Below are 26,402 nucleotides of genomic sequence, written 5' to 3'. Positions count from 1 at the left end.
CCAACGGTCGGGCGCTACCGGTCCGGAATCCGGTAGGTGACGACCGTTGGTCGTCACGCCGTCCCTGCGACGCTTGGTCGCAGATGCCCATTCAGCGGCGTGCGCACGGAAACCCGCCGTTACAATCGCACCGTGAACCGCCGTCGCCGCCCGTTTGCCGTCCTGCTGCAGCTCGCCTTCGTGGCGACGCTGCTGATGGCGTTGGCGCCGCTGGTCAGCCGTTGGCAGCAGGCCCAGGGCCCGTCGGTGATGCTGATGCCCGGCGGCATGGCGCACGTGATGCCCCACGGCGCAGCCGACATTGACCCCACGCCGGATTCCGGCATGTCGCATCACGACATGCACGCGATGGCGGCAAGCGACAGCGCGACGCATGCCACGGCGATGCACGACATGCCCATGCATGACATGCCCATGCACCACATGTCCATGCACGACATGTCAGGGCATGCCGCCGCAGTGGCCGACACTGAACCCGCTGCCCCCATCGACCCGCATGCCGGCCATGGCGAGGCCTGCGAATACTGCATGATGGCCTCGCGCCTGATGCCGTGGCTGGCAGTGCTGATCGTCCTGCTGCCGGCGCTGCCAGTCATCGCCCCACCGGTGCTGCGCACCGTCGCCGCGCCGCGCAGTCTGCGCTGGCCTGCCCATGCCGCGCGGGGTCCCCCGCTTCACGCCTGAAACCGCCCTTTCATTTTCCTGCTGCGCGACGCCGTGATGGCGCCGCGCGCCTGTGCGTTTTCCGGAGTTCCAGCATGAAGCTTTCCTCCCGCAGCGCGGGCGCACTGACGCGCCTGTCTGTTTCCCTGTCGCTTGCCCTGGCCGCGCTGCCGCTGCAGGCCGCCGAGCGCGACGACGCGCGCACCCTCGACACCCTGGTGGTCACCGCCAGTGCGCCCTCGTCGCCGCTGCACTGGGTCACCGACCCGCGACTGCCGCGCCAGCCGGTGCCGGCCAGCGACGGTGCCGATTACCTCAAGACCGTGCCCGGCTTCGCCGCCATCCGCAACGGCGGCACCAATGGCGACCCGGTGCTGCGCGGCATGTTCGGTTCGCGCCTGAACATCGTCAGCAACGAAGGCAACCTGATCGGTGCCTGCCCCTCGCGCATGGACAACCCGCTGTCCTACATCGCCCCGGAAACCTTCGACCGGCTGACCATCATCAAGGGCCCGCAGAGCGTGCGCTGGGGCGCCGGCGCTTCAGCGGGCACGGTGCGATTCGAACGCGATACCCCGCGTTTCGACGCCCCGGGCATCGACCTGGACGCCAGCGCGCTGGTCGGCTCGCGCAACCGCAACGACCAGGTGCTGGACCTCACCGCCGGTGCCTCGCAGGGCTACGTGCGCGTCAATGGCAACCGCTCCGAAGCCGATGACTACAAGGACGGCAATGGCGAGGTGGTGCCGTCCAGGTGGCGCAAGTGGAACAGCGATGTCGCCGTGGGCTGGACCCCGGATGCCGACACCATGCTGGAGCTCTCCGCCGGCACCGGCGATGCCATCGCGCGCTACGCCGGGCGTGGCATGGATGGCGCCGCGTTCAAGCGCACCAGCTACGCCGCGCGCTTCGAACGCGACAACCTGCCCGGCGCGTGGGACAAACTGCAGGCCAACGTCTACTACAACGACGCCGACCACGTCATGGACAACTACTCCCTGCGCGAGCCGAACCCGGCCAGCAGCATGCCGATGCCCATGGCCTCGAATGTCGATCGCCGCACCACCGGCGGGCGCATCGCCTCCGAATGGCGCTGGCAGGACATCGCCATCGTGGCCGGCGTGGACGCGCTCGACAGCCGCCACCGCAGCCGCAACGGCATGGGCCGCAACACCTACCGGCTCACGCCATGGTCGACCGACGCACGCCAGAAGAACCAGGGCGTGTTCACCGAGATCACCCTGGGCGAAGCCACCGCGCAACGTTGGGTCAGCGGACTGCGCATCGACCGCGCGGAAGTCACCGACGAGCGCGCCACCACCGGCATGATGGCGATGCCGAACCCCACCGCAGGCCAGCGCCGCCGCGAAGACCTGGGCAGTGGTTTCCTGCGTTTCGAGCGGGACATCAGCAGCGCGCTGACCACCTACGCCGGTATCGGCCACAGCGAACGCATGCCCGATTACTGGGAGCTGTTCTCGCCTGACATGGGGCCGGCCGGCAGCATCAACGCTTTCAGCGCGGTGCAGCCGGAGAAAACCACCCAGCTCGACATCGGCCTGCAGTACAGGGATGAGCGGGTCAACGCATGGATCTCGGCGTATGCCGGGCGCCTCCAGGACTACATCCTGTTCACCTACCGCGACGGCGGCATGATGGGCAGCACCACCCAGGCCACCAACATCAATGCGCGTATTGCCGGTGCCGAAGCGGGCGCCGAGGTCGCGCTCGGGCAGGGCTGGAAACTCGGCGGCACGCTGGCGTACGCATGGGGCGAAAACCGCACCGATGGCGGCGCACTGCCGCAGATGCCGCCGCTGGAAGCACGCCTGAGCGCAGGCTGGGAAGGCGCGCGCTGGAGTGCAGGTGCACTGGCTCGCGCAGTGACCCGCCAGCACCGCGTGGCGCCGGGCCAGGGCAACGTGGTCGCGCGTGACCTGGGCCCAAGCGCAGGCTTCGCCACGCTCGCGCTCAACGCTGGCTACCGGATCAGCGACGCCCTGCAGCTCAGCGCAGGCGTGGACAACCTGTTCGACCGCGCCTACAGCGAGCACCTCAACCTCGCCGGCAGCGCCGACTTCGGCTTCCCCGCCGATCCGGTGCGCATCAACGAACCCGGCCGCACGATCTGGATGAAGGTGAACTACCGGTATTGAGGCAACGACCAAGCGCGTTGGCCGGCGCTTCCGCACGGTGGGGTGCACTTCAACGGCCGCATGCATGAAACCGTCGGGAGGTGGGCGGGTACCCCCATCCGGGACTGTCAAAAACATGGATGTTTTTGCCAAGCCCCCATGGATGGGTTCACGGCGTGTCCCGGATGGGGGTGCCCGCCCGCCTCGGCGCGGATGAATTGAAACGCCGGCTCTTCGCGATCAACCAAGCTCCGGGCGCGACGCAATCCGACATGCGTTGACACATGCCGTTACATGCTCCGCAGGCCCCAGCACGAAAGGGGTTGCGCGTGTCACCGGGTGATGTGAAGGTGCCGGTAAACGCTTGGCACATATGCCTGACGCGGGCGGTGGCTACACTTGCCGGTCGTGGAACATCAAGGGCTGTACTTCATGTCGGGACGCATCACCGCACGCATCATTGCCGGCCTCGGCCTGGCCATCCTGGCCGGGTGTGGCAGCAAGGACCAAGCCGCCCGCCGGCAGGCCGAAGTCGTGCCGGTGACCACCCAGGTCGTGCAGACCTCCGCCTGGAGCGACACACTGCAGGCACTGGGCACGGCCAAGGCCCGCGAGTCGGTGACCATCACCGCCAAGGTCAGCGAAATCATCGACACCGTGCACTTCGACAGCGGCCAGCAGGTCTCCGCCGGCACCCCCCTGGTGACCCTGCGCGGCCAGGCCCAGGAAGCCGCCCTGCTGCAGGCCCAGGCCACCTTTGCCGAAGCCGACCAGCTGTACAAGCGCCAGCGTGAACTGGCTGCCCAGCAGCTCGTCGCCAGTGCCACCCTCGACACCCAGCGCGCCATCCGCGATGCCGCCGAAGCCCGCGTGCGCGAAATGCAGTCCGACATCGGCGACCGCCGCGTGCGTGCCCCGTTTGCCGGCGTGCTCGGCATCCGCCAGGTCAGCGAAGGGTCGCTCGTCACCCCCACCACCGTCATCGCCACCCTCGACGACATCGAACGCATGCACGTCGATTTCCAGGTGCCCGAAGCCGAACTGGCCTCGCTGGCCAAGGGCGACAAGGTCAGCGCCACCAGCGTGGCCTACCCGGGCCGCACCTTCGAAGGCGACGTGGCCACCATCGATACCCGCGTCGATCCCGGCACCCGCGCCGTCACCGTGCGCGCCGACTTCATCAACGCCGACCACGCCCTGCGCCCGGGCATGCTGCTCGACGTGCGCATGTTCCGTCCCGAACGCCAGGCGTTGGTCATTCCTGAAATCGCCGTGGTCCAGGTCGGCCGCGATTCGTTCGTCTTCCGCGTCAAACCCGACCACGTGGTCGAGCGCGTCGACGTGGTCAGCGGCGCGCGCCGCTCCGGCGTCGTTGAAATCCGTGAAGGGCTCAAGGCAGGCGACCGCATCGTCGTCGACGGCACCGGCAAGCTGCGTCCCGGCCTGAAGGTCAACGACACCGCCGCGCCGGCCGCCGCGCCGGCCCCTGCGCCCGCCACCCCGGCCGCCAGCCCGGCCGCAGAGAAGGCCACCGATCCGGCCCCGGCCGGCACCACCCGCGCCCCGACCGGCGCGACCGCCGCTGCAGCGCCCGTGGGCAGCGCCGGATGAAACTCTCCAACATCTCCATCCAGCGGCCGGTGTTTGCCGTGGTGATGAGCCTGCTGCTGGTCGTGCTGGGCATCATGTCGTTCACCCGCCTGACCCTGCGCGAGCTGCCCGCGATCGACCCGCCGATCGTCTCGGTCTCCGTCGATTACACCGGTGCCTCGGCGGCCGTCATCGAAAGCCGCATCACCCAGGTGCTGGAAGACGCCCTGGCCGGCATCGAAGGCATCGACACCATCAACGCGCGCAGCTCCAACGGCCGCGCCCAGGTCAGCATCGAATTCACCTCCAACCGCGATATCGAAGCGGCCGCCAACGACGTGCGCGACGCCGTCAGCCGCGTCGCCGACCGCATGCCCGAAGAGGCGCGCCCGCCGGAAATCGCCAAGGTCGAGAGCGACGCCGACCCGATCATCTGGTTCAACATGACCTCTTCCAGCATGAACACGCTGGAGCTGAGCGACTACGCCGACCGCTACGTGGTCGACCGCTTCTCCAGCCTGGATGGCGTGGCCCAGGTCCGCATCGGCGGGCGCCAGCGCTATGCCATGCGCATCTGGCTCGACCGCGACCAGCTCGCCGCGCGCGGCCTGACCGTGGGCGACGTGGAAACCGCACTGCGCAACGAAAACGTCGAACTGCCGGCCGGCCGCATCGAATCTGCCGACCGCGACTTCACCCTGCGGGTGGAGCGCAACTACGTAAAGCCCGAAGACTTCGCCACCATCCCGCTCGGCAAGGGCGCTGATGGCTACGTGGTGCGCATGGGCGACGTGGCCAAGATCGAACTGGCCTCCTCCGAACGCCGCGCCTACTACCGCAGCAACGGCGAGCCCGGCATCGGCCTGGGCATCGTCAAGACCTCCACCGCCAACTCGCTGGACGTGGCCCGCACCGCGCGCGCCGAAGCCGAACGGGTCGGACTGACCCTGCCCGAAGGCACCCACATCTTTGTCGCCTTCGACAACACCACCTTCATCGAAGCGGCGGTGGACCGCGTCTACGCCACGCTGGTGGAAGCCATGCTGCTGGTGCTGGCGGTGATCTGGCTGTTCCTCGGCAGTTTCCGCGCCGCGTTGATTCCTGCAGTGACCGTGCCGGTGTGCCTGGTGGCCGCCTTCATCGCCCTGTATGCGTTCGGCTTCTCGATCAACCTGCTGACCCTGCTCGCACTGGTGCTGTGTATCGGCCTGGTGGTGGACGATGCCATCGTCGTGGTCGAAAACGTGCAGCGCCGCATCGACCTGGGCGAGCCGCCGCTGGTGGCATCCAAGCGTGGTACCGCGCAGGTGGCCTTCGCGGTCATCGCCACCACCGCCGTGCTGGTCGCGGTGTTCCTGCCGGTGGGCTTCCTCGAAGGCAACACGGGCCGCCTGTTCCGCGAACTGGCGGTGGCCCTGGCCGCAGCCGTAGCGCTGTCGGCGTTCGTGTCGCTGACCCTGACCCCGATGATGGCCTCCAAGCTGCTCAAGCCGCACACCGGCCAGCCGCCCAAGGGCCTGCACGGTTTCATCAACCGCAACCTCGACCGCGTCTCGGCATCCTACGGGCGCGTGCTCGACGCCCACGTCGGCAAGATATGGATCTACGTCGTGGTCATGCTGCTGTCGCTCGCCGCCAGCGCGCTGCTGTTGAAGGTGCTGCCGTCCGAACTCGCCCCGGCCGAAGACCGCGGTTCGTTCCAGATCATGATCGACGGCCCCGAGGGCGCCGGCTACGACTACACCGTGGGCCAGGTGCAGGAAGTGGAAAAGGTCGTGGCCGGGTACGTCGGCGCGGACAAGCCCATCGTGCGCGCCAACCCGCGCGTGCCGGGCGGCTTCGGGGCCAGTGAGGAAATGCACACCGGCCGCATCAGCGTGTTCCTGCAGCCGTGGCGCGAACGTTCCACCGCCACCCCCGACGTGGCCGCCGAACTGCAGAAGGACCTCGACGGCATCCGTGGCGTGCGCGTGCGCACCCAGGTCGGCGGCGGCCTGGTCCGCAGCCAGGGCCAGCCGTTCCAGATCGTGCTTGGGGGCCCCGAATACGCTGAAATCGCGCAATGGCGCGACCGCATGCTCGAACGCATGGCCGACAACCCCGGCCTGGTTGGGCCGGACTCGGACTACAAGGAAACCCGCCCGCAGATGCGGGTGAACATCGACCGCCAGCGCGCGGCCGACCTGGGCGTCTCGGTCACCGCCATTGGTTCGGCGCTGGAGACCATGATGGGCTCGCGCCGCGTCACCACCTTCGTCGACAACGGCGAAGAGTACGACGTGCTGGTCCAGGCCGGCCGCGAAGGCCGCGCCTCGCCCGACGACCTGGCCGCCATCCGCGTGCGCGCCACCAATGGCGAACTGGTGCCGCTGTCCAACCTGGTCACGCTCAGCGAAGTGGCCGAAGCGGGCAACCTCAACCGCTTCAACCGCCTGCGCGCGATCACCATCACCGCCGGCCTGGCCCCGGGCTACCCGCTCGGCGAGGCCATCGCCTGGGCCCAGCAGACCGCACGCGAAGAACTGCCGCAGCACGCGCAGATCGACTGGAAGGGCGAATCGCGCGAATACCAGAACGCCGGCAGCGCGGTCCTGCTCACCTTCGCCATGGCGCTGCTGGTGGTGTACCTGGTGCTGGCCGCGCAGTTCGAAAGCTTCATCCACCCGCTGGTGATCATGCTCACCGTGCCGCTGGGCGTGCTCGGCGCGCTGCTGGGCCTGTACGTGAGCGGCGGCACCATCAACCTGTTCAGCCAGATCGGCATCGTGATGCTGGTCGGCCTTGCCGCGAAGAACGGCATCCTGATCGTCGAGTTCGCCAACCAGCTGCGCGACGAGGGCCGCGACGTGCACCGGGCCATCGTCGAATCGGCCATGGTGCGCCTGCGTCCGATCCTGATGACCTCCATCGCCACCGTGGTCGGTGCCATCCCGCTGGTGGTCGCCGGCGGCCCGGGTTCGGCAAGCCGCGGAACGATCGGCATCGTAGTGATCTTCGGTGTCACCGTCTCTACCTTCCTGTCGTTGTTCGTGGTCCCGGCGTTCTATTCGCTGCTGGCCCCATACACGCGCTCGCCGGAAGCCGTGGCCCGCGAGCTGGAAAAGCAGGAAGCCGACACCCCGTCGGTCGGTGGCCATGCCTGACCGGCCGCTGCGGCTGGAAGGCCCCGGATTCGTGCTGCGCCCCTGGCGCAGCGACGATCTGGAGGCGCTGCTGCGGCATGCCAACGACGAGGCGGTCTCGCGCGGGCTGCGCGACCGCTTCCCGTTCCCGTACACCCGGGAAGACGGCGAGGCCTTCCTCGGCGGCCGGATCCTGGCCCCGGAGACGCTCAACCTGGCCATCGAGATCGACGGCGCCGCCTGCGGCAGCATCGGCGCCCAACCGGGCGTGGCCGAACGTGGGCACACCGCCGAGCTGGGCTACTGGCTGGGTCGCGCATACTGGGGGCAGGGCTGGATGACCCGCGTGGTAGGCCTGTTCGCCCCCTGGGTGATGGACGAGCTGCGCCTGTTCAGGCTGCAGGCCGAAGTGCTGGATTTCAACGAAGGATCGGCCCGCGTGCTGCTCGGCAACGGGTTCCAGGAAGAAGGAACGGCCCGCTGCGCCGTGTTCAAGCGCGGCCAGCTGCACGACCTGCGGCGGTTTGCCAGGGTCCGCACCCCGTAAATCGGCCCTATCGGGCTGGCGCTCGATGATGGAGAATCGACCGGTCCCTTCCAGCCGACGGGACGTCCTTCATTTTCCGCCGACTGGAGAGAGCGCGTGGAAGCAGTAGTTGAATTCATCAATGGCATCATCTGGAGCAAGGCACTGATCTTCCTGTGCCTGGCGGCCGGCCTGTTCTTCAGCGTGCGCACCCGCTTCATGCAGCTGCGTGGCTTCTTCGAAATGTGCCGGCTCACCGTGCAGGGCGAGAAGTCCGACGCCGGCGTGTCCTCGTTCCAGGCCCTGGCCATGTCCATGGCCGGCCGCATGGGCATCGGCAACATCGCCGGCGTGGCTACCGCCATCGCCTTCGGCGGCCCCGGTGCGATCTTCTGGATGTGGGTGATGGGCTTCCTCGGGGCGTCCACCTCGTATGTCGAGTGCACCCTGGCGCAGATCTACAAGACCAAGGATGCCGACGGCCGCTACCGGGGTGGCCCGGCGTACTACATCGAAAAGGCCATGGGCCTGAAGTGGTACGCAATGGCCTTCGCCATGGCCACGATCGTTGCTGCCGGTTTCCTGATGCCGGGCGTGCAGGCCAATGCGATCGCCGACAGCATCATCAACTCCTGCCGTGGCGGCGCCCTGTGCGGACCGCTGGACGGCCAGTTCATGGGCATGGAATCGGTGCAGGCGCTCAAGCTGGGCATCGGCATCGTCGTGGCCCTGCTGCTGGGCGTGGTGATCTTCGGCGGCGTAAAGCGCATCGCCAACTTCGCTGAAGTGGTGGTGCCGTTCATGGCCGCCGGCTTCATCCTGATGGCCATCGTCATCATGATCCTCAACTACGAGCGCGTGCCGGACATGTTCCGTACCGTGTTCAGCAGCGCCTTCGGTGCGCATGCCGCGTTCGGCGCGATGATGGGCCTGGCGGTGGAGTGGGGCGTCAAGCGCGGCATCTACGCCAACGAAGCGGGCCAGGGTACCGGCCCGCACGCGGCCGCGGCCTCGGAGGTCTCGCACCCGGCCAAGCAGGGCTACGTGCAGGCCTTCGCCATCTACTTCGACACCATGATGGTGTGCACCGCCACCGCCTTCCTGATCCTGGCGGCCGGCACCTACAACGTGTACTCGCCCACGCCGGGCGCCGAACCGGTGTTCGCCGGCCTGGCCGGTGTGGCCGAAGGCGCGGGCTACGCACAGGCTGCGGTGGAAACCGTGCTGCCGGGCTGGGGCTCGGGCTTCGTGGCCATCGCGATCTTCTTCTTCGCCTTCACCACGATCATGGCCTATTACTACATGGCCGAAACCAACCTCAGCTACCTCAACCACAACCGCAAGCGCCCGCTCACCGTGCTGGCGCTGCGCCTGGGCATCATCGGCATGGTGGTGTTCGGCGCCTTCCACAACGCAAAGATGGCGTGGGCGCTGGGCGACATCGGCGTGGGCCTGATGGCGTGGTTGAACATCGTCGCGATCCTGATCGTGCAGAAGCCGGCCCTGATCGCCCTGCGCGATTACGAGCGCCAGAAGAAGCTCGGCCTGGATCCGACCTTCGACCCCGATGCCCTGGGCATCAAGAACGCCGATTTCTGGCGTCACCGCAAGCTGGAGCAGTCCCGTAGTGAATGATCCCTGGAAAAATGCCCGCCGCCCCTCCTCGCGACCGCCGCGGGCCACCCCGCTGCCGCCGCGCGAAGGCGGCACCCCGCCACCACCGGGGCGCGGCAACGACGAGCTGCGCCTGTACGGCTGGAATGCCGTGCAGGCGCTGTTCGAGCGCCGCCCGCAGGCGCTGCGCAAGCTGTACCTGGCCGAGGCGCTGATCCCGCGGCTGCAGCCGCTGTTGAAGTGGTGCGTGGCCAACCGTGTCGGCTATCGCGTGGTGGAAGAGGGTGACCTCAACAAGCTCGCCGCCACCACCCACCACGAAGGCGTGGTGGCCGACGTGCTGCGCGCCCCGATGCTGGAACTGGGCGAGTGGCTGGCCGGCCTGCCGGCCGACAAGCCGGCGCTGGCGCTGTGGCTGGATGGCGTGGGCAACCCGCACAACTTCGGCGCCATCCTGCGTTCGGCGGCGCACTTCGGCGTGGCCGGGCTGCTGCTGCCGCCCGATTCCACCCTGGCGTTGTCCGGTGCGGCGGCGCGTGTGGCTGAAGGCGGCGCCGAAGCGGTGCCGCTGGTGCGCCTGCCGGCCCTGCCGCAGGCAATGGAAGCACTGCGTGCCGGCGGCTTCGGCCTGGCGGCCACGCTGGTGGAAGGCGGCGCGGACCTGTTCAAGGCCACCTTGCCGGCGCGGCTGGTGTATGTGATGGGCGCCGAAGGCGAGGGCATGGACCGTGCGTTGGCACAGACCTGCGACCTGCAGGTATCCATTCCCGGCAGTGGTGCAGTGGAAAGCCTCAACGTGGCATCGGCCACCGCCGTGTTGCTGTCGCACTGGTATGCACAGCGGTAACTTCGGGTAACGCTTGCGCGCTGCCCTGCGTGATGTGATCGACTTCTCCAAAGGAGTCGTGCCTACGGTGGATTCGGATTTTTCGCATGGTGCGCCGCGTTCTTGCTGCGTCACAGTGCAACGCGGCGCCGTACTGTGTAGGTGAGGAGAGACACCCACCCAGTGCGGCGCCGTTGTCCGGATCACGGTCTGTTCCGTGGCGCTCACCGCGTGGGGTGTGACGAATCCCGGTAGCCCGGCCGCTTGGCCGGGCTTTTTTTATGCGTTTTCGCGGTGCGCACGGGCGAAGTGCGACATTTCATGCCTGTGCATGGGCGCCTGCGACGTGTGCGCGCAGTGACGTTCCGGGCCGCGCGCGATGGAAATCCGGAAGCGCGTTTCCTGCCGGGCATCCGCTGAAAAACGCCGTTGGCGTGATAGGCATTTTCGTGCGTGCGCCCGCGCACAGAACGCAAGATTCGCGTGATTTACCGATTTTTCCGAGATGACTTCCTGTGCAGATTGCCGGTGCGGCGGATTGGCCTGCCGCATCACTCTGTCACCAAGGAGGCATTCCATGACATTCGATGCGCTGCGTTCCCTGCGCCCGATTTCCTTCGCCTTGATCGCCGGCCTGCTGCCCGCTGCCGCCCAGGCTGCCGAGCACTCGCTGGACGGCGTCAATTTCATGGGGCCGCTGATCACCCCCAATCCGGCCGGGATGCCCAAAGGCAATCTCTTCGTCGAGCCGTACCTGATCCGCATCGACAGCGACCGCTACTTCGATGGCGACGGCCGCCGGCATGACAGCGACGGCCGCAGCGCCGCCTGGCTGACCGTGGTGCCGATCGCCTACGGCCTGGGTCAGCGCGTGACCGCGCAGGTCAACCTCAGCGCCTCGCGCGCCGAGACCGGCAGCGAGCGCAGCCGCGGCTTCCGCGCCGGCGATACCACCGCCATGGTGCAGTACCTGCTGCAGGCGCCGAACGAAGACGGCACCCGCCCGGCCATTTCGGTGTCGCTGAGCCAGCGCTACGCCACCGGCAGCTATGACCGCATCGATGGCAACCCGCTCAACGCCCAGGGCGATGGCGTGCAGCGCACCACCTTCGGGCTGGGCATGCAGCAGGTCGTGTGGCTGCCCAACGGCCGCCCGCTGCGCTGGCGTGGCCAGCTCAGCGCCAGCCCGGCACCGGCGCGCGTGGCGATCAACGACCACAGCGTGTACGGCACCCCGGATGGCTTCCGCGGCAACATCGCGCCGGGTTCGCTGATCGGCCTTTCCGCGGCCGGTGAGTACAGCTTCGACTCGAAGTGGGTGGGCGTATTCGAATTCGCCATCAGCCGCCAGAGCGACCGTCACCTGAGCGGCTACGCGCCCGCTGCCGACGGCACCATGCTGCGCATCGATGAACGTCGCCCCGGCAGCCGCAACGTCACCCTCGCACCGGCAGTGCAGTACCACTTCAGTCCCAGCGTCGGGCTGATTGCCGGCGTGGAGTTCACGGTCGCGGGCCGCAATACCGGCAGCTACATCAACCCGCAGGTCGCCTTGGGCATGTTCTTCTGATGGGCCTCGATGAGATCGTCGCCCACCTGCTGGGCATCGTCTGGAGTCCGGCGCTGGTCGGGCTGTGCCTGCTGGTGGGCCTGTACTTCAGCGTGCGCACCCGCTTCATCCAGCTGCGCGGGCTGCCGGAGATGCTCAAGCTGATGTTCCAGGGGCGCAGTTCGGCGGCGGGTGTGTCCTCGTTCCAGGCATTGAGCCTGTCGCTGTCCAGCCGCGTCGGCGTGGGCAACATCGCCGGCGTGGCGATGGCCATTGCCTACGGCGGGCCGGGTGCGATTTTCTGGATGTGGATCGTCGCCTTCCTCGGTGCCTCCAGCGCCTTCGTCGAATCCACCCTGGCGCAGATCTACAAGCAGCGCGACAGCAACGGCATGTACCGGGGTGGTCCGGCGTACTACATCGAAAAGGGCCTGGGCAAACGCTGGTACGCAGTGCTGTTCGCGCTCAGCACGGTGATCGGCTGCGGGCTGCTGCTGCCCGGTACGCAGTCCAACGCGATGGTCAGCGCGTTGGACGAGGCATGGGGCGCGCCGGGCTGGGTCACCGCGGCCGGCATCGGCACGGTGGTCGCGATGGTGATCTTCGGCGGCGTGCGGCGCATCGCACAGGTGGCCCAAGTCATCGTGCCGTTCATGGCGCTGGGCTATCTGGTGGTGGCGGCCGTGGTGATGGCCCTGAACCTGGATGCGGTGCCGGAGATGTTCAGCATCATCCTGCGCAGTGCATTCGGCCAGGACGCCGCGTTCGGCGCCATGATCGGCACGGCCATCCAGTGGGGCGTGCGCCGTGGCGTGATGTCCAACGAAGCCGGCATGGGCAGCGGTGCGCATCCCGCTGCCGCAGCGGAAGTCTCGCACCCGGTGAAGCAGGGGCTGGTACAGGCCTGTTCGGTGTACATCGACACCATGGTGGTGTGCAGCGCCACCGCCTTCCTGATCCTGTCGGCCGGCACCTACAACGTGCATGATCCGGCCGCACCGGCGCAGTGGATCGTGGCCAACGTACCGGGGCTGGAAGCGGGGCCGCGGTTCGTGCAGCAGGCGGTGGAATCGGCGTTGCCCGGTTTCGGGCGTTCGTTCATCGCCCTGGCGATCCTGCCGTTCGCCTTCACCACCATCCTGGCGCTGTACTACACGGCCGAAACCAACGTGGTCTACCTGCTGCGCAACCGCACCTCGCCGTGGGTGATGGCGTTGTTCCGGCTGGGCTTCCTGGGCGCCATGCTGTATTCGGCGTTGAACAGCGCCACGGTAGCGTGGTCGCTGGGCGATATCGGCGTGGGCCTGATGACCTGGCTCAACATCATCGCGCTGCTGCTGTTGCAGAAACCGGCCCTGGCCGCACTGCGCGATTACGAAGCCTCACGCGGTGCAGGAAAGGACCCGGTGTACCGCCCCGACAACATCACGCTGCCGGCCAGCACGGTGTGGTTGCGGTAACCCGAAACGGAAACCGGCGGCAGACACCGCCGGTTTCCACATCATCCGCTTATTCGTTCGGCGGGGTGGTCGCCTTGGCTTCACTGCCGAAATTGCCATCGGCTTCGGCCGCCAGGTAGGCGAACACCGTGTACGCCGCCACGTTCTGCGCCAGCGCCGCCGGTTCGATCTTGTCGAGCGTGTCGTCGGCGGTGTGGTGCAGGTTGAAGTAGTCGGTTCCGTCCTGCGCCAGCCACGCCCATGCGCCGCCCTTGGCGGCCAGTGGGCCGACATCGGGGCCCGGGCCACCCTTGTCCGGGGCGTACTCGATGCCCAGCGGCTTGAGCACCTCGGCAATCTGGGCGGTCGCCTCGCGCGAACCTTCCGGGTTCGGCGAACCGGTGTTGAACGCATAGATGCGGCCGGCACCGAAGTCGCTCTCCGCGGCCAGCTGGTGCAGCACGATGTCCTTGGCATGCGCATCGGCGTAGGCCTTGCCGCCGTACAGACCCTGTTCCTCGTTGGCGAACGCCACCACGCGTATGCTGCGCTTGGGCGCCTGCTTGAGCTGGCCGATCAGGTGGCCGGCGGCCATCGTCAGCGCCACGCCGGCGCCATCGTCGATCGCGCCGGTGCCCAGGTCCCAGGAATCGAGGTGGCCACCAATGACCACCACTTCCTTGGGCAGGCTGCGCCCGGTGATCTCACCGATCACGTTGTACGAGGTGGCGGTGCCATCCCAGCCGCAATCCAGGCTGAGCTTGAGCTTCGTCGGCCCCAGCGCGACCAGCCGCGCCAGCTGGTTGGCATCGGGCACCGACAGCGCCGCCGACGGCACCGGCGTCAGGCCGTCATCGAAGCGGGTGATGCCGGTATGCGGCACGCGGTGCGAATCGGTACCGGCCGAACGCATCACGAAGCCCACCGCACCCTTGCGGATCGCCTCGGACGGGCCTTTGCTGCGCACCGCGCCGCCCTTGCCGTAGTCGCGGCCGTCGCGATAGGCGGTCATCTGGTAATCCACGAAGGCGATCTTGCCCTTGAGCGAGCCTTCCGGCGCGGCCTGCAGCGCGGCCAGGTCAGCGAAGCGCACCACCTCGGCCTCGACCGTACCGCCCGGGCTGCCGCCCAGCGCGGTGATGCTCAGCGGCTGTGCATGCTTGCCCAACACCTGCGCGTGTTCACTGCGGCGTTCCCACTTGGGGAAGGTCACCGGCTCTTTCCACACCTTGTCAAAGCCCAGTGCCTTGAACTTGGCTTCGGCCCAGGCCACCGCGCGGGCGTCGGCCTCGCTGCCGGCAATGCGCGGGCCGATCTCGGTCGTCAGCGATTCGACCACCTTCCAGCCGGTGTCGTCCTTCAGGGCCTGTTCGCGCAGTTCAGCAGCGGTGGCCAGCGATTTCGGCGGCAGGGTGGTGGTGCCCGTCGCCGCGAACGCCGGGGCGGCCAGCAGGGCGAGGGAAGATGCGATGGCAAGGACGCGGCGACGCATGGGACGGACTCCGGGGGGAACAGGGCGGAAGCCCCCGAGCTTAGCAGCCTGCCCGCGCCGCACATGGGCGGGAGGTCATGGTTGGGCGGATGCTGTTTTCCACCGGCGGGCAGGGCGACGACCAACGGTCGTCGCCTACCGGCGCGGAGCGGTAGGTACCGACCGTTGGTCGGTACGCCTTTTACCGCTTCAGGTTGTCCCGGATCTCCCGCAGCAGCACGATCTCTTCCTTCGGCGCCGCCGGTGCCGCTTCCTTCTTGCGCGCCAGGCGGTTGATCACCTTGACCACCATGAAGATCGCGAACGCCACGATCAGGAACTGCACCAGCGTATTGAGGAAATCGCCGTAGCCGATCACCACGGCAGGGATCTCCGTGCCATCGGCGGCCACGCGTGCCGGCGCCAGCGTCCACGCCAGTTCGGAGAAGTCCACCCGGCCAATGGCCCAGCCCAGCGGCGGCATGATGATCTTGTCCACCAGCGCGGTGACGATCTTGCCGAACGCAGCACCGATGACCACACCGACCGCCAGGTCGATGACGTTGCCACGCATGGCAAATTCCTTGAACTCAGTCAGCATTCCCATCTGGTTCTCCTGTAGCGGGGATAGCAAAGGTCGCCGCAGCGTAACGCGGCGCGTGTCGTCATCCGGCGATGATGCCGTGGCGTTCGGCCACGTTTTCCAGGCGCGCGCTGAAACGATCGCCCGGCTTCAGTGCGGCCACGCCGGCCGGCGTACCCATGAACACCAGGTCGCCCGCACGCAGGGCCCACAGCTTGGACAGCTCGTGCAGGATCTCCGGCACGTTCCAGATCATCTGGTCCAGCAGTGACTGCTGTCGTACTTCGCCATTGATTTCCAGCGACAGGTTGAGCGCGGCAAGATCGCCCACTTCACCGGCCGGCACCAGTTCGCTGACCGGCGCGGAATGATCAAAACCCTTGGCCGAATCCCACGGGTGGCCCTTGGCCTTGGCCGCGGCCTGCAGGTCGCGGCGGGTCAGGTCCAGGCCTACGCCGTAGCCGAACACCAGCGCCTCGGCCTGGTCGAGCGGGAGCTCGCCGGCAGGCGCGTCACGACCGATCGCCACCACCAGTTCCACTTCGTGGTGAAGATCCTGGGTGGAAGGCGGGTAGGGGATCACATCGTCATGGCCAACCACGATCGCATCGGCCGGCTTGCTGAAGAACATCGGGCGGCCGCGGTCATCGGCGGCGGGCACGGCCGCGCCCATTTCCTTGGCGTGGTCGGCGAAATTGCGGCCGACACAGTAGATGCGGCGCACTGGAAACGTACCGCCACCGGCGACCGGAATGCGGGGTTGTTCGGGGGCCGGGATTACATCAGACATGCGCGCGTCCTGTGGGAAGGGGTCGCACGAGTGTATTCCGCCACGCCGCAAATCGAGTAGTGCCGACTGTTAGTCGGCAACCCAGCCAAACCCGGCAAACCGGCCAAACCCACTCAACGCGACAGCGGCAACGCCTGCTTGCGCACCACGCGGTACTCGCCTTCCACCACCTGCGGATCGGCCGCACGCGCGGCCTGCTTGCGCGAAGCCAGCAGCTTCCACGCCACGCCGGCGATGATCATCGCCGCGCCCACGAACACACCCACGAACACCAGGGCGGCCAGGATCGCCAGACCCAACAGGCCCACCGCAACGCGCACCAACGGATGGCGCGGCTTGCGCGGCGCAAACAGGGAGCGGAACTGGTTGAACTGGAAGCGGTTGTACATGGCGGTTCTTTGGCTGAAGTCAGCGAGATGTCAGTATCCCGGCACTCTTTTGTCATTGAGTGAAAAACTCGTTAAACGCGACCTGCGTTTATTTGAAATCAATGACTTGTGTTCATCGCAGAGCCAGCCAGATGAGGGCGTGAGACAATCGAGCACCGTGCCCTGGATGCTGTTTCCATGTCTGTTTCCGATGCCTCCGCCACTGCCCTGATCGCCCTGGAACGTATTGTCGACGGGGGATTTGCCGAGGCGGAGGGATGCATCGACGGCGACCACGAGTCGCTGGTGCTGTACCGCGACGGCGACGATGTGCGCGGCTGGCTCAACATCTGCCCCCATGCCGGGCGCCGGCTGGATTGGGCACCGGGCCAGTTCCTCAAGAGCAAGGCCGGCGAGCTGGTCTGCGCCGCGCACGGCGCGTCGTTCTCGCTGACCGATGGCGAATGCGTAGCGGGCCCGTGCAAGGGCGACCGGTTGCGGAGCGTGGCGCTGGAAGTGCGGGACGGGCAGGTTTTCCTGGCGTGAGGCATGCCGACCAACGGTCGGCATCTACCGGTAGGTACCGACCGTTGGTCGGTACACCACTCAGAACATCAGGTTGATCATCGCCACCACCACGATGGTGTAGATCAACGACAACGGCGCGCCCACCCGCCACAACTCGCGCGGGGTGTAGTTGGCCGGTCCGGTGATCATAGAAATCACCGGGTTTGAAGCGGTCATCAGATTGTTGGACGCCGACAGCGCCACGATCAGCGCGAACGCGGTCGGGCTGCCACCGGCCGCCAGCGCCAGGTTCACCGCAATGGGCACCATCACGATGGTCGCGCCTACATGGCTGATTACCAGCGAAAACACCGTGGTCAGAAGCGCCAGCGCGATCTCCAGCACCCACACCGGAATGCCGGCAGGCAGGCGGTCGATGGTGTGCCCGGCCACCCAGGCCGCCGCGCCGCTGCTGTCCATCGCCCAGCCGAGCGGAATCAGCCCGGCCATCATGAACACCGTCTTCCAGTTGATCGAGGCATACGCCTCGTCCATGCGCAGCACGCCGGTGAGCAGCATGCCAGCCACGCCGGTCATCAGGGTCAATGCCACCGGCAGCTTCGAGGTCAGCGCGATCAGGATGGTGATGGCGAAGATCGACATGGCGATCTTGAACTTGTGCGGGCGCTGTTCGCCCTTCGGGTAATCGGTGACCACCACGAAGTCGCGGCTTTTGGCGGCTTGGGCCAGGTCGGTCCAGATGCTGTGGAACACCAGCATGTCGCCGGCGCGCAGCGGCACGTTGCGCACGTCCTCGCGGATCACCTGCTTGTCGCGGTTGATCGCCAGCAGGCTGATGCCGCGCTGCTTGCGCAGGCGCAGGTCCGAGGCGCTCTTGCCGATCACCTCGGAGGTGGGCGGAATCACCGCCTCGGAAATACCCGCGCGGCTGGGGTTGAACAGGTCGCCCAGGTGCTTCAGCCGCGAGGACATGCGCAGGAACTGGTTCTGGGCGAAATCGCCTACCTGCTGGCGGCTGCCCATCACGCCCAGCACGCTGCCCACCCAGATCCGCATTTCCGCCGGCGGTGCCAGCCGGGTGTCGTTGCCGGTCTTGAGCGCCAGCATCAGCGGCGCGTCGTGCAGGTTCTCGGCCTCGCCCAGGGTCATGCCCACCAGCGGGCTTTCGGCGCTGACCACCAGCTCGAAAACATCGCCCTCGATCCCGTAGGTCTTGGCGAAGTAGCTTTCCGTGCGGGCCGGGGTGACGCCGTCGTTGGCCAGCGTTTCTTCTTCCACCAGCTTGCGGTCGCCGAAGTAGCGGAAGTACAGAAGCGACGCGGCCAGCAGCGCCAGGCCGATTGGCAGCGGCGCGAACATGCGCAGCGGTTCGATCGTGGCCAGGCCCGAAGGAAGATTGTTGTTGGCCGAGGCCAGCAGATCGTTGAGCAGGATCAGCGGCGAATTGCCGACCATGGTCAGTGCGCCGCCCATCACGATCGCCGCGGCAATCGGCAGCAGCAGGCGCTGCAGGGTCAACCCGGTACGCGCCACCAGCCGCGACGCCACCGGCAGGTACAGCGCCATCACCGATGGGTTCTGCATGAACGACGAATTCAACCCGGCAATGGCCGTGGTCATCATCAACAGCCGCGTCTCAACCCCATGGCCGCGCCGCAGCAGCCACGCCGCCAGCCGGTTCAGCGCCCCGGTGCGGTCCAGGCCGGCACCGAGGATGGTGGTGGCGATGATGCTCATCACCGCATTACCCGAGAAGCCGCCGAAGATTTCCTCCGGCGCGATCAGGCCGGTCACGCCCAGCACCACCAGCACCACCAGCGCCACCACGTCGGCGCGGATGCGCTCGAACAGGAACATCGCCATCGTGAAGCCGACCAGCCCCAGGACGAGCTTCATGTCGGTGGTCAGCGTCAGCGTGGTGTCCATGGGGTAACGCGGTTCCTTGGATGGGGATCAGGTGCGGTCGTACAACAGGTCCCACACCCCGTGACCCAGTTTCTGGCCGCGGGTTTCGAAGTGCGTCTGCGGCCGCCACTCCGGCCGCTCCACCTGCCCGCGCGGACCGGCACGGTTGACCAGCCCCGGGGTGGCGTCCAGCACCTCCCACATCTGCACCGCATAGTCTTCCCAGTCGGTGGCGCAGTGCAGCCGCCCACCCACGCGCAGCTTGCGCACCAGCAGTTCCGCAAACCCCGGCTGGATCAGGCGGCGCTTGTTATGGCGCTTCTTGTGCCACGGGTCCGGGAAATAGATGCGCACTTCATCCAGCGCGCCATCGGCGATTTCTTTTTCCAGCACCTCCACTGCGTCGTGGTGGTACAGGCGCACGTGGTCGGCATTGTCGTCGGCCAGTGCGTTGAGCAGGCGGCCCACGCCGGGGGCGTGCACTTCCAGCCCGATGTAATCGCGGCTCGGATCCTGCTGCGCGGCGAAGCGCAGCGCGGCCCCGTTGCCGAAGCCGATTTCCAGCACCTTGCGCGCATCGCGCCCGAACGTGGCGTCCAGGTCGCGCGGCTCGCCGGTGAAGTCCAGGCCAAAGCGCGGCCATCGGTCGTCGAACGCGCGCTGCTGGGCGGGGGTGAAGCGGCCCTGGCGCAGCACGAAGCTGCGCACCTCGCGGCGGCCTTCGGTGACGGTGAAGGGTTTGGGCGGCGCCTTGGCGCCCGCGCTGTCGAAGGGATTGGTCATCAGCCGATCAACCCGTCCACCGGCGAAGACGCGCTCGCATAGCGCTTGCGCGGAATGCGCCCGGCCAGGAATGCCTCGCGCCCGGCTTCAACCGCCTTGCGCATCGCGCTGGCCATCAGCACCGGGTTGCGCGCGCCGGCAATGGCGGTGTTCATCAGCACGCCGTCGCAGCCCAGCTCCATCGCAATGGCCGCATCCGACGCGGTGCCCACGCCGGCATCGACGATGATCGGCACCTTGGCGCTTTCGATGATTTCCAGCAGGTTGTACCTGTTCTGGATGCCCAGCCCCGAGCCGATCGGTGCGGCCAGCGGCATCACCGCCACGCAGCCGATCTCTTCCAGCCGCTTGGCCAGGATCGGGTCATCGGAGGTGTAGACCATCACCTCGAAGCCGTCGTTGACCAGCGTTTCGGCAGCCTTGAGGGTCTGCACCACGTCCGGGTACAGGGTCTTCTGGTCGCCCAGCACTTCCAGCTTGGTCAGGTTGTGGCCATCGAGCAGTTCGCGCGCCAGCCGGCAGGTACGCACCGCGTCTTCGGCGGTGTAGCAGCCGGCGGTGTTGGGCAAGATGGTGTAGCGGTCTGGCGGCAGCACATCCAGCAGGTTCGGTTCGCCCGGGTTCTGCCCGATGTTCGTGCGGCGGATCGCCACGGTCACGATCTGGGCCCCGGCCGCCTCGGTGGCGATGCGGGTTTCGTCCAGGTCCTTGAACTTGCCGGTCCCGGTCAGCAGCCGGGAAGCGTAGGTCTTGCCGGCGATCACCAGCGAATCGGGGGAAGAATGAGCAGTCATAAGCGAATTATCACACAGCCCACTGCCGCACAGACCCGGTAGCGCCGGCCGTTGGCCGGCCCACGCGGACCGTGAATCGTCACCCGCCGCCCAACGCGTGCACGATCTCGACCACGTCGTCGTCCTCAAGCACGTGGGTCGCGTGCAGGCTGCGGGTAACGATTTCGGCATTCACCTCCACCGCCACCCGGCGCTCGGTGAGGTGTTCGGCCTGAAGCAGGTCCAGCACGGTGGCACTTTGCGGAAGCTGGCGGGGTTCGCCGTTGAGCGTGATGTTGACGAAGTTCATGGCGCGATTGTCCCCCAAAGTCGTCACTTCTGCGTACCCTTGCGCCCCCACCGATGCCCGTCCCGGCCCGTGGTGTCTGACGTCTGCGTGCCCTTGGCCCCGGCCATGCCGCAGCGCAGCGTGATGTCGCCGGGGTGCAGTGGAACCATGGCACCGTGCGCCGCCGTACGTCGGCCGTCATCACCCAAAAAGGAGTTTTTTCCATGCTGCTCAGCAAGCGTCCCCTGCGTTCCCTGATGGCCGTGGCCATCGCCCTGGCCGCCGTGCCGGCGATGGCGCAGTCGCCCTATTCGAAGACCATCTTCATCGGCGACAGCCTGACCGACCAGGGCTACTTCCGCCCGCTGCTGCCGGCCTCCGTGCAGCCGGTCACCGGCCAGTTCACCACCAACCCGGGTTGGGTATGGGCGCAGTACGTGGCCGACTACTACGGCACCAACGCCACTGCGCACGGCAACGGCCAGAATGGTGACAACTACGCCATCGGCGGCGCCCGCGTCGGCGTGGACACCACCCAGACGCTGGCCCCGGGCACCCCGGCCATTCCGGTCTACTCGCTCAAGACCCAGACCGCGCAGTACCTGGCCGCGAACGGCGGCAAGGCCGACGCCAACGCCCTGTACACCGTGTGGGGCGGTGCCAACGACCTGTTCGCCATCCAGGCCGGCGCACCGCTGCAGGCCACCCTTGGCGCGGCCGTGACCGACCAGGTCGGCATCGTGGGTACCCTCAAGGGCGCCGGCGCGCAGTACATCGTCGTGCCGACCCTGCCCGACATCGGCCTGACCCCGGCCGCACGCGCCGGTGGCGCGGTGGGCATGGCGCAGGGCACCGCGCTGGCCAAGGCCTACAACGACGCGCTGTTCGGTGGCCTGAAGGCTGCCGGCCTGCAGGTCATCCCGGTGGATACCTTCCACATCCTGCAGGAAATCGTCGCCAGCCCGGCCACTTACGGCTTCATCAACGTCACCAGCCCGGCCTGCACCACCGCCTCGTCGCTGACCTGCAACCCGACCGCCTACGCCAACCCGAACGCGGCAAACAACTACGTGTTCGCCGACGGCGTGCACCCCACCACCGCCACCCACCAGATGCTGGGTGAGTACACCCTGTCGATCCTGGAAGCCCCGCGCAACCAGCAGATCCTGACCCACTCGGCGCAGACCGTGGGCCGTGCGCGCGCCGACCAGGTCAGCGGGCACCTCGATGGCCGTCCGGCCGATGGCCTGAGCTGGTGGGGTGGCCTGCGTGGCGACATGCAGCGCTACGACCACGCTGACCTGTACGACGGCCTGGCCCCGGCCGGTCTGTTTGGTATCGACTGGGCCCACGACGGCATGGTCGTCGGCGGCTTCGCCGGCTATGGCCGCATGGATGCCGACTTCGGCAACAGCAAGGGCGATTTCACCCAGTCCGACACCACGCTGGGCCTGTTCGCGGGTTGGTACGGCGAGAAGACCTGGGTCACCGGCCAGATCAGCTACAGCTGGCTGGACTATGACGTGACCCGCCGCGTGCAGCTGGGCCCGGCCGAGCGCACCCACACCGGTTCGCCGGAAGGCAGCAACCTCACCGCCGCCCTGAACGCCGGTTACGAATTCGGCACCGAAGGTGGCTTCCGCCACGGCCCGGTGGCCGCGGTGATCTGGCAGCAGGTCAAGCTGGATGGCTACGTGGAATCCAACCCGAGCGCCACCGCGCTGGGCTACGGCAACCAGGATGCCGACTCCACCGTGGGCCGCATCGGCTGGCAGGCCCGCTTCGACGGCGGCAGCGTCAAGCCGTACGTGCAGGTCACCTATGACCACGAGTTCGAAGACGGCAAGCAGGCCAGCGCCTGGCTGCAGACCATGCCGGACGTGGGCATGTACAAGGTGCCGGGCCTGGAGTTCGACAAGAACTACGCCACCGCCGTGCTGGGTGCGCGCATGAGCATGTTCGGCCTGAACAGCAATGTCGGCATGAGCACCACTGCGGCACAGAAGCGGGCACGCGACATCAGCCTGTTCGCCACGGTGAGCGGCAGCTTCTAAGCCGGAAGCCGGCGGTGCACGGCCAAATTCGCCGTGCACCCACCCGGTAGGGCACGACCATTGGTCGTGCCGAAAGCAACGGGCGGCCGCAAACCGCCCGTTGCCTTTTAACCCCCCGGGCAACTAAACTTCCCCCGGCACCAAGCGGGTGTAGCTCAATGGTAGAGCTGTAGCTTCCCAAGCTACTGACGAGGGTTCGATTCCCTTCACCCGCTCCATCGGTTGCTGCGCAACCCGATGGAGCTCGGCGTTCATTCCGCCAGATCCCCGCGCCTGTATCTGATCGCTGCGACTGCGGCGTATCGGCGCCATGTCGGTAGGGTCGTATTCCAATCGACTGCCGGCAACGCTGATCGGCGCGGCGAACGCATGACCCTGATCGAAGAGCGTGCTCGCTTACGCTTCGCTCTCATTCCCCTTGCGCCTTGTTAACCTGATCGCTGGGACCATGCTCCGTCGGCGCTTTGCGCCACTGGTGGAGTACTCGTATGCATGGTTCCAACAAGTCTGTTCTCCTGCAGGCCAACGAGGCCGTCATCGCGGGCGACAACGAAGGGTTCCTTTCCCACTGCACGGACGACATCCGCTGGACGACAGTGGGCGAGGGTACGCTGGAGGGCAAGGATGCGGTGCGCCAGTGGATGCAGAGCGCCTACACCACGCCGCCGCGCTTCACGGTCGACCGCCTCGTTGCCGAGGACGACACGGTCGTCGCGCTGGGCACGATCATCGGCGAAGGTGATGACGGTGAGCCAATCGAGCTGGCCTACAGCGACGTCTGGCGGTTCCGCGACCGGAAGATGGTGGAGCTCAACGCCTTTGTGATCCAGCTACCGCGCTGATCTGGCTTACGGAGCGCGGTCGGCCTGGCGGACGTGCTCCCACCCGCACAGCGCGTCGGCGCTAGACAGGTCAAGTCGGTTGTGTATCACGGCGGGCGGGTAGCCATCCGCCAGTTCGATGAAAGTGCGCTCGCTGCAGATGTTGCTGGTCAGCACCGCGATGCAGGTCGAGCCGGGCTGCTTGCTGGAGCGATAGAGTATTCCTTCGTATCCCGCCCACTTCAGGAGCAGGCCGAAGCGCTGGCTGGGCGACGGAAGACCGAACTGTGCGGGCCACGCTCTCCAGTTCATATCCTGAAGAGTCGCCTGCAGTTTCGCGGGCGTTCGTATCAGCAGATCGGACGGCTTTCCCATCTTCAGCGATCTGGCCAGCTTCTCAAGCTCGGGAGGGACAGCGAACTTCGCCAATACCTTGGCGACTGGTTTCAGGTTTTCGATGTTGCGTATGTCGAACACCCGTTCGATGTGTCCGTTCAACCGAACTGATGCATCGCTTTGGCGCAGGCTCATCTCCGCTGGGGTCAGGCCTGTCGCCTCCATCTTTTTCGATGCCATCTGGTAGCACTCGCGGAACGCGGTCTCGTGCGAGTCGCCGATGTAGAGCGCCGGGAAGACGGCTGCGGCACCCGACTCATCACAGTCATTTCCAATGCTGAATCGTCCACCGATAGACCTGACGCTGCCGGCAGCGGAGAGGGGCTCATTCGCATACCGGTACTGCACCATGCGCACCCAGTTATTGAAATCATGCGGCGGTGCTGGTTTGGCGTTCAGTGCCTCGATCAGCTGATCCCGGCGCCGTATGCGTTCCGGTTCCAGGCCGTGGTAAAGCTCATCATGCAGCGCATCCAGCTCCCGGGAACGTTTCTTCCACACCTCCAGATCAGACTCGGAAAATCTGTCGAGGACGTGGATGCTGGCCGGGAAGTCGTCAGGAACACCGCGAACGGGAACCGGCTGCTGGCGCCTGCGTGGCATGCGTTACCTGACCTTGTCCTCTTGGATGGCGGTGACGATGAATCTGCGCAGCCGGTCGTGTCTTCCCAGCCGGACCATGTCCCTTGGGGCAACATCGCCCAGCAATGGGTTTTTGGTGCGGAACCACAGTGCGGTCTTGGCGGCGTCGCCCTGGAAAATGTCCGCCACCATGTTCGCGATGGCGCCGATTTCCTCCAGCCGCTCCTTGACCGCCTTGGGGACGTTCTCATCCCAACGGACGGATGCGCTGGATACCGACGCAATCTTGGACACCGCATTCCGATCCAGTTGCATGAACTCGGCGACCTTCTTTGGTTCGAACTGGTCGCCGTTGCCGAAGTGCAGGGAGTCCCCTTGGGGGACGCTGAGGAAGAGGGGGGCTGTTTGCATGAGGTGAGGGGAGGATGCGGGATGGGCCGAGTATTGCACAGCAATGAGCCGCTCGCACCAACTTTAGACCACTATGGAACCAATTTTTAAACAATAAAATAGCAAATAAAAACAGCAAGTTAGAGCGTTAGTGCCTATGGATGTGCATGGGGTTCTACGGTTCATTCTCGTTGACGCTTTTGGTAGATCCCCTGCATCTGTAGTCACCGGCGGCACGCTATGCTTCGCGTCCTATCCGATCCCCCATCAAAGCCGCGATGAAACTGGCCATCCTTTCCCGCAACAGCAAGCTCTACTCCACGCGGCGGCTGGTGGACGCGGCGCGTTCGCGCGGGCATACCGTGCGGGTGCTCGACCCGCTGCGCTGTTACATGCGCATTGCCGCCGACGGTTTCACCATGCATTACAAGGGCCGGCCCATCACCGGGGTGGATGCGGTGATTCCGCGCATCGGTGCCTCGGTGACCCGCTACGGCACCGCCGTGCTGCGCCAGTTCGAGATGATGGGGGCAGTCACCCCCAACCCGTCCGATGCCATCCTGCGTGCCCGCGACAAGCTGCGCGCGCACCAGATCCTGGCCTCCAAGGGCATCGACATGCCGGTCACGGTGTTTGGCGACAACCCCGATGACACCGTGGACCTGCTCTCCATGCTGGGCCCGCCGCCGCACGTGGTGAAGCTCAATGAGGGTACCCAGGGCCGCGGGGTGATCCTGACCGAAAAGGCCAGCGCCTCGCGCGGCATCGTCGAGGCCCTGCGCGGGCTGTACGCCAATTTCCTGATGCAGGAGTTCATCGGCGAGGCCCAGGGGGCCGACCTGCGCTGCCTGGTGGTGGGCGACCACGTGGTGGCCGCCATGCAACGCCAGGCCCCGGACGGCGACTTCCGCTCCAACCTGCATGCCGGCGGCAGCGCCCGCGTGGCCAAGGCCACCCGCGCCGAGCAGCAGGTGGCGGTGCGCTCGGCCCGGGCGCTGGGGCTGGGGGTGGCCGGGGTGGACCTGATCCGCTCCAGCCGGGGCCCTTTGGTGCTGGAGGTCAACTCCACCCCCGGCCTGGAAGGGATCGAGGGGATCAGCCAGGACGACCTGGCCGGGCGCATCATCGAACACGTGGCTGGGCAGGTGGCTGCTGCGAAAAAGCCAGCAAAATCAAAGGCATGAATTTTTATTGAAGCCGCTTGG

At 66.8% G+C, this 26,402-nt stretch carries 23 protein-coding genes and 1 tRNA gene; 14 read left to right on the top strand and 10 right to left on the bottom strand.

Translation table 11 applies throughout. From position 1 onward, the window contains the following. Positions 1 to 36 precede the first annotated feature (36 nt). The 9 genes from SOM39_RS04660 to SOM39_RS04620 all read left to right on the top strand — a co-directional run bounded on the left by SOM39_RS04660 (position 37) and on the right by SOM39_RS04620 (position 13,485). The gene (locus SOM39_RS04660) at positions 37 to 684 is read left to right on the top strand and encodes a DUF2946 family protein (RefSeq protein WP_320457619.1); all 648 of its coding nucleotides are present in this window, start codon (positions 37 to 39) and stop codon (positions 682 to 684) included. Between the two features lie 74 nt (positions 685 to 758). Beyond that, positions 759 to 2,819 carry a TonB-dependent copper receptor gene (locus SOM39_RS04655; protein ID WP_320457618.1) on the top strand — a complete coding sequence of 687 codons (2,061 nt, stop codon included), beginning with the start codon at positions 759 to 761 and terminating at the stop codon, positions 2,817 to 2,819. A gap of 411 nt (positions 2,820 to 3,230) precedes the next feature. Beyond that, the gene (locus tag SOM39_RS04650; RefSeq protein ID WP_083214201.1) at positions 3,231 to 4,409 is read left to right on the top strand and encodes an efflux RND transporter periplasmic adaptor subunit; all 1,179 of its coding nucleotides are present in this window, start codon (positions 3,231 to 3,233) and stop codon (positions 4,407 to 4,409) included. Then, entirely contained in the window at positions 4,406 to 7,531 is a 3,126-nt protein-coding gene (locus SOM39_RS04645; RefSeq protein WP_320457617.1) for an efflux RND transporter permease subunit, read from the top strand. Before SOM39_RS04650 ends, SOM39_RS04645 begins: the two co-directional genes overlap by 4 nt. Next, positions 7,524 to 8,057: a GNAT family protein gene (locus SOM39_RS04640; protein ID WP_320457616.1), complete on the top strand. Its 534-nt coding sequence runs from the start codon at positions 7,524 to 7,526 to the stop codon at positions 8,055 to 8,057. The genes SOM39_RS04645 and SOM39_RS04640 overlap by 8 nt, the downstream gene beginning before the upstream one ends. Before the next feature lie 96 nt (positions 8,058 to 8,153). Next, positions 8,154 to 9,671 carry an amino acid carrier protein gene (locus SOM39_RS04635; protein ID WP_210130952.1) on the top strand — a complete coding sequence of 506 codons (1,518 nt, stop codon included), beginning with the start codon at positions 8,154 to 8,156 and terminating at the stop codon, positions 9,669 to 9,671. After that, positions 9,664 to 10,497: a TrmH family RNA methyltransferase gene (locus tag SOM39_RS04630; protein WP_068853839.1), complete on the top strand. Its 834-nt coding sequence runs from the start codon at positions 9,664 to 9,666 to the stop codon at positions 10,495 to 10,497. Before SOM39_RS04635 ends, SOM39_RS04630 begins: the two co-directional genes overlap by 8 nt. Positions 10,498 to 11,053: 556 nt before the next feature. After that, the gene (locus SOM39_RS04625; protein ID WP_217538653.1) at positions 11,054 to 12,046 is read left to right on the top strand and encodes a hypothetical protein; all 993 of its coding nucleotides are present in this window, start codon (positions 11,054 to 11,056) and stop codon (positions 12,044 to 12,046) included. Then, positions 12,046 to 13,485 (top strand): alanine/glycine:cation symporter family protein, encoded by a 1,440-nt coding sequence (locus SOM39_RS04620; protein ID WP_320457615.1) that lies wholly within the window; start codon positions 12,046 to 12,048, stop codon positions 13,483 to 13,485. The genes SOM39_RS04625 and SOM39_RS04620 overlap by 1 nt, the downstream gene beginning before the upstream one ends. A gap of 49 nt (positions 13,486 to 13,534) precedes the next feature. Here the strand turns inward: SOM39_RS04620 and SOM39_RS04615 are convergent, their stop codons facing one another. The 4 genes from SOM39_RS04615 to SOM39_RS04600 all read right to left on the bottom strand — a co-directional run bounded on the left by SOM39_RS04615 (position 13,535) and on the right by SOM39_RS04600 (position 16,697). Next, positions 13,535 to 14,956, bottom strand: a complete 1,422-nt coding sequence (locus SOM39_RS04615) for a M28 family peptidase (RefSeq protein WP_320457614.1) — start codon at positions 14,954 to 14,956, stop codon at positions 13,535 to 13,537. A gap of 181 nt (positions 14,957 to 15,137) precedes the next feature. After that, entirely contained in the window at positions 15,138 to 15,542 is a 405-nt protein-coding gene (mscL, locus tag SOM39_RS04610) for a large-conductance mechanosensitive channel protein MscL (RefSeq protein ID WP_184126686.1), read from the bottom strand. A gap of 58 nt (positions 15,543 to 15,600) precedes the next feature. Continuing rightward, positions 15,601 to 16,308: a fumarylacetoacetate hydrolase family protein gene (locus tag SOM39_RS04605; protein WP_093533691.1), complete on the bottom strand. Its 708-nt coding sequence runs from the start codon at positions 16,306 to 16,308 to the stop codon at positions 15,601 to 15,603. Between the two features lie 113 nt (positions 16,309 to 16,421). After that, positions 16,422 to 16,697: a hypothetical protein gene (locus SOM39_RS04600; protein WP_093533692.1), complete on the bottom strand. Its 276-nt coding sequence runs from the start codon at positions 16,695 to 16,697 to the stop codon at positions 16,422 to 16,424. A gap of 177 nt (positions 16,698 to 16,874) precedes the next feature. Here SOM39_RS04600 and SOM39_RS04595 point away from each other — a divergent pair, with 177 nt between their 5' ends. Then, positions 16,875 to 17,222: a Rieske (2Fe-2S) protein gene (locus SOM39_RS04595; RefSeq protein WP_217538658.1), complete on the top strand. Its 348-nt coding sequence runs from the start codon at positions 16,875 to 16,877 to the stop codon at positions 17,220 to 17,222. 60 nt (positions 17,223 to 17,282) lie between these two features. Here SOM39_RS04595 and SOM39_RS04590 read toward each other — a convergent pair whose 3' ends face one another. The 4 genes from SOM39_RS04590 to thiS all read right to left on the bottom strand — a co-directional run bounded on the left by SOM39_RS04590 (position 17,283) and on the right by thiS (position 20,975). Further along, positions 17,283 to 19,130 (bottom strand): SLC13 family permease, encoded by a 1,848-nt coding sequence (locus tag SOM39_RS04590; RefSeq protein WP_320457613.1) that lies wholly within the window; start codon positions 19,128 to 19,130, stop codon positions 17,283 to 17,285. Positions 19,131 to 19,157: 27 nt separating this feature from the next. Next, positions 19,158 to 19,892: a tRNA (guanosine(46)-N7)-methyltransferase TrmB gene (gene trmB / locus SOM39_RS04585; protein WP_320457612.1), complete on the bottom strand. Its 735-nt coding sequence runs from the start codon at positions 19,890 to 19,892 to the stop codon at positions 19,158 to 19,160. Further along, entirely contained in the window at positions 19,892 to 20,686 is a 795-nt protein-coding gene (locus tag SOM39_RS04580; protein WP_184126690.1) for a thiazole synthase, read from the bottom strand. The genes trmB and SOM39_RS04580 overlap by 1 nt, the downstream gene beginning before the upstream one ends. A gap of 79 nt (positions 20,687 to 20,765) precedes the next feature. Next, the gene (gene thiS / locus SOM39_RS04575; RefSeq protein ID WP_320457611.1) at positions 20,766 to 20,975 is read right to left on the bottom strand and encodes a sulfur carrier protein ThiS; all 210 of its coding nucleotides are present in this window, start codon (positions 20,973 to 20,975) and stop codon (positions 20,766 to 20,768) included. Between the two features lie 203 nt (positions 20,976 to 21,178). Here thiS and SOM39_RS04570 point away from each other — a divergent pair, with 203 nt between their 5' ends. The 3 genes from SOM39_RS04570 (at position 21,179) to SOM39_RS04560 (ending at position 23,850) form a co-directional block, all read left to right on the top strand. Further along, entirely contained in the window at positions 21,179 to 23,008 is a 1,830-nt protein-coding gene (locus SOM39_RS04570) for an autotransporter outer membrane beta-barrel domain-containing protein (protein ID WP_320457610.1), read from the top strand. A gap of 144 nt (positions 23,009 to 23,152) precedes the next feature. Continuing rightward, positions 23,153 to 23,226: transfer RNA gene (locus tag SOM39_RS04565), tRNA-Gly, on the top strand. Positions 23,227 to 23,496: 270 nt separating this feature from the next. Further along, on the top strand, positions 23,497 to 23,850 hold the full coding sequence (locus SOM39_RS04560) for a nuclear transport factor 2 family protein (protein WP_320457609.1): 354 nt from the start codon (positions 23,497 to 23,499) through the stop codon (positions 23,848 to 23,850). 6 nt (positions 23,851 to 23,856) lie between these two features. Here the strand turns inward: SOM39_RS04560 and SOM39_RS04555 are convergent, their stop codons facing one another. Both SOM39_RS04555 and SOM39_RS04550 read right to left on the bottom strand, forming a co-directional pair. Further along, positions 23,857 to 24,828 (bottom strand): RES family NAD+ phosphorylase, encoded by a 972-nt coding sequence (locus tag SOM39_RS04555; protein ID WP_320457608.1) that lies wholly within the window; start codon positions 24,826 to 24,828, stop codon positions 23,857 to 23,859. 3 nt (positions 24,829 to 24,831) lie between these two features. Next, positions 24,832 to 25,218, bottom strand: a complete 387-nt coding sequence (locus SOM39_RS04550; RefSeq protein WP_208856107.1) for a hypothetical protein — start codon at positions 25,216 to 25,218, stop codon at positions 24,832 to 24,834. Positions 25,219 to 25,475: 257 nt separating this feature from the next. On the opposite strand from SOM39_RS04550, the gene rimK reads away from it, so the two are divergent. Beyond that, positions 25,476 to 26,381, top strand: coding sequence for a 30S ribosomal protein S6--L-glutamate ligase (rimK, locus tag SOM39_RS04545; RefSeq protein ID WP_093533701.1), 906 nt, complete (start codon positions 25,476 to 25,478; stop codon positions 26,379 to 26,381). The last annotated feature ends 21 nt before the right edge of the window (positions 26,382 to 26,402 follow it).

The sequence above is a fragment of the Stenotrophomonas sp. CFBP8994 genome (genome assembly GCF_034044835.1).
In the GTDB taxonomy this organism is placed as follows: domain Bacteria; phylum Pseudomonadota; class Gammaproteobacteria; order Xanthomonadales; family Xanthomonadaceae; genus Stenotrophomonas; species Stenotrophomonas rhizophila_A.
Note: the sequence above shows the minus strand (reverse complement) of the source record. Positions and strands in the feature narration are given on the sequence as shown.